At 35.0% G+C, this 1,214-nt stretch carries 3 protein-coding genes; all 3 read right to left on the bottom strand.

The genetic code is table 11. The features are described from left to right. Positions 1-118: 118 nt before the first annotated feature. On the bottom strand, positions 119-463 hold the full coding sequence (locus FD44_RS10045) for a type II toxin-antitoxin system PemK/MazF family toxin (RefSeq protein ID WP_010620845.1): 345 nt from the start codon (positions 461-463) through the stop codon (positions 119-121). Beyond that, a complete protein-coding gene (locus FD44_RS10040) occupies positions 457-720 on the bottom strand; it encodes an AbrB/MazE/SpoVT family DNA-binding domain-containing protein (protein WP_001748109.1) in 264 nt (87 codons plus the stop codon). The genes FD44_RS10045 and FD44_RS10040 overlap by 7 nt, the downstream gene beginning before the upstream one ends. Positions 721-966: 246 nt before the next feature. Then, positions 967-1,214: type II toxin-antitoxin system YafQ family toxin (locus FD44_RS10035; protein WP_056973935.1), on the bottom strand; the 248-nt coding region annotated here is incomplete at its 5' end.

The raw sequence follows: 1,214 nt of genomic DNA, 5'->3' as shown, positions 1-1,214 counted from the left end.
AATATATAGGGTCTATAATATACTAATAACCCCTCTAAAACATTGTTAAAATAGCCCCCAATATCTACATTATAGATATTGGGGGCTATTTATCTTTATACTATAAGAATGACTTCTTTTATTCGTCATCAATACTAAACAATAATTTGTACAAAGTGATTATTTCTTCTAGTTCTTCACGCGATACATGATCGACAATGGCTTCATCAGTGACATGTCTTGCCCGCAAATCTAAGGCTATTGTTTGATCTAATAATACTTTCCCATGTATTGTTTGACTACTATTTAGCCGATGATACATAGGAAAATTACGCTCGGTACTGCTAATTGGAGCCACAATCGTCATGTTACTTGTTTGACAGACTAGATCATTACTTAGAGCAATGGCCGGCCGCCTATTCATCTGTTCATGACCACGGCTTGGATTAAAGTTAACATAAAATATATCGCCCTGACTTACCATTGAAGTTCATTACCTTCTGACTTTCCCCAATCAAGCTCGTGATCACGTTTTCCGTCATCTTGCCAGTCCTTAAATAGTTCGTGAATATTGGTTGGGTTCTTTTTTATTGGTGTTAAAACAATTGATCCATTTTCAATTGTTATTGTCATATCTTGGTTATCATCTAATTTCAATTGTTTAATAATCTGGCTAGGAATTCTAGCAGCTTTCGAGTTTCCCCACTTTGCTAAGCGTGTTTGTTCTTTAATTAGTTCCATAGTTTCCCCTCCTAAATTATTATTTCAAGCTAAGTATATCCTACGTAGATACATAAATCAAATGCTATTACTGGAGGTTATTTTATGCAACAAGTTGTCTTACCAATCAAAGATTCGAACGTTCTTAAAGAGGTTCAAGATACTTTACTCAATAATTTCAAAGCTGACCGTTGTTAAAGAGGCCCCCAACATCTATAATCAAGATATTAGGGGCCATTTATTTTTATATACTAAAAATAACTTCCTTTATTCGTCATTTTTTCGATACCTTTTAGAACGATTTTGACCAGGAAATAAACGATCATGCGAGCCGACTCGAATGCCAATTAAGACTAGTTCATCTGTATCAATCGTATAAACCACCAAGACATCGTTAGTTTCGCTTGGTGTTTTGTTTTTCGGGGTATCTCGTAAGTGAAATTCATTATACCCGCTCATTCGTCGATTAAGCTCATGATTTTCAAATTCTGGTGGTAATTGTTGTTGCTCAAGCA

This window comes from Secundilactobacillus malefermentans DSM 5705 = KCTC 3548 (assembly GCF_001436395.1).
Lineage (GTDB): Bacteria > Bacillota > Bacilli > Lactobacillales > Lactobacillaceae > Secundilactobacillus > Secundilactobacillus malefermentans.
This window is presented reverse-complemented; position numbering and strand designations above follow the sequence as displayed.

Bases quoted from the DNA above. Each gene is read 5' to 3' on its own strand.
- FD44_RS10045 (WP_010620845.1), bottom strand. From the start codon at position 463: ATGGTAAGTCAGGGCGATATATTTTATGTTAACTTTAATCCAAGCCGT.
- FD44_RS10040 (WP_001748109.1), bottom strand. From the start codon at position 720: ATGGAACTAATTAAAGAACAAACACGCTTAGCAAAGTGGGGAAACTCG.